General features: G+C 60.7%; 1 protein-coding gene and 1 pseudogene. Both read right to left on the bottom strand.

Features of this window, described 5'->3' with window-relative positions:
• A partial coding sequence (gene asnB, locus ACESNG_RS14240) for an asparagine synthase (glutamine-hydrolyzing) (protein ID WP_373069477.1) occupies positions 1–1639 on the bottom strand: 1639 nt, incomplete at its 3' end.
• Positions 1640–1673: 34 nt separating this feature from the next.
• Positions 1674–1891, bottom strand: a pseudogene (locus tag ACESNG_RS14235) (bifunctional homocysteine S-methyltransferase/methylenetetrahydrofolate reductase); the annotation flags it as partial.

The following is a 1891-nucleotide window of genomic DNA, read 5'->3' as shown; positions in this document are numbered from 1 at the left end:
GGAGAAGCTTCAGACCCAATTGACGGAGAATGACCTTGCGCGCATTTTCGGTGGCGCGCATTGCGTCGGGCACCTTCGAGAATGCGAACTCAGTGACGTCCGTATCAAGAAATGGCGCGCGAACCTCGAGCGACGTGAGCATGCTCGCTCGATCGACCTTGACCAGTACATCGTCGACCATGTAGGAGCTATAGTCGACAGCCGTAGCGCGCTGTACCGTGGACGTCCGGTCGCTCATCGCACTGGCGCGATTGAACTCAGGCCCACTTAACGCGTGCCGACCGAGTCCCGCTACGGGTTTGCTCAACGCCTGGCGTTCATCATCCCGGTAAATGCGGCCGGCGTTCGCTATGCTGGCGCCAACGTCTCCGGCAAGTGCGGAGAGAAAACCACGCCCTGGAACTCCCTCGGGAAGAAACCGTGATGCGGCACCCGCTGCCATCGATCGCGCGAACGAAGGGATTCTCTTTCTTAGACGTTCCTGCCGAATGTGTACAGGATAGCGATGGTAACCGCCGAACAGCTCATCGCCGCCATCGCCGCCTATTGCCACCGTAGCGTGTTTCCGGATTTCCTGAGAAACCAGAAACGTCGGAATCATCGACGAGTCTGCGATCGGATCGTCGAATTGCGCCACGAGCGACTGTAACAGCGACGCGTCCGCGGCCTTCGCTTCGAGCTCGATATGCTCCGTGCCCAAGTGGTCGGCCACCATGCGCGCATACGGGCCCTCATCGAACCCGCCGTGTCCCGGAAACCGCGCCGTGAACGTGCGAATACGGCTGCCGCTCACCTCGGCGGCGACAGCGGTCACGATACTAGAATCCACGCCGCCGCTGAGTAGCACGCCAATGGGCACATCGGCCATCAACTGACGCCGTACGGATGCCTTGAGCAGCTCGTGGAGTTCCTCGACCAGCGCCTCGGGATTCGTAGTCGCAGCGGATGGCGCAGTGACAGGCAGCGACCAGTAGCGATCGTGGGAAACGGTACCGTTTGCGAGGTCGATCACCGCGCGACCCGCCGGCGCTACCCGACGGATATCAGTGAACATCGTGTTCTCGCCGGTCACGTAACCGTACGCGAGGTATTCGTTCAGCGACTGTGCTCGCACGCGACGCGGACAGGTCGGGTCGGCCAACAGCGCTTTTGCTTCACTCGCGAACGAGAACTGCTCGGCGTCGATGCGATAGAAGAGTGGCTTCTCCCCAGCGCGATCACGCGCCAGCAATACACGCTGCCTGGATTCGTCGTAAATGGCGAACGCGAACATTCCTCCAAGCTGCTCGACGCAGTCGGTGCCCCATTCGCGGTACGCGGCAAGAATGACTTCGGTATCGGAGTGCGTACGGAATACATGCCCCTTGGCGCGCAAACGATCGCGAAGCTCAACGAAATTGTAGATCTCGCCATTGAAGGTGATGACCGATCCGGTTTCCGTATCGATCATCGGCTGGTGGCCACCGGGCGTGAGATCGATGATCGCCAACCGACGATGTCCAAACCCCACACGGCCATCGTTGGAGCACCAAAGCCCACTCGAATCGGGACCGCGGTGTACCATGGTGTCACGCTGACGCTCGAGCAGCGCGCGGTCCACCGTGCAGCGAAAGCGGATCGTGCCGTTTATTCCACACATAGATCGTTTGGATTAGTGGAGGACAGTCGGCCCGTTATCCGAACACTTCCAGCGCCAACTCGATCCGACCGAACGGCGCGCTGACCTGCACGCCCTGCACTGATCCACGCACCCGCTCCAACGCCTCCCGCGCGATCGCAATACCCTCCGCCAGCGCGTGCTCCTTACTCTTGTCGTTCGCTTTGCGCATACGGTCCAGCACTTCCTTGGGCACCGTTACGCCCGGTACTTCATTCGCCAAAAACTCCGCGT

Origin of the sequence: Gemmatimonas sp. (genome assembly GCF_041689975.1) — a bacterium.
Lineage (GTDB): Bacteria > Gemmatimonadota > Gemmatimonadetes > Gemmatimonadales > Gemmatimonadaceae > Gemmatimonas.
The sequence above is the reverse complement of the archived record's forward strand: the minus strand, read 5'-3'. Positions and strand labels throughout refer to the sequence as shown.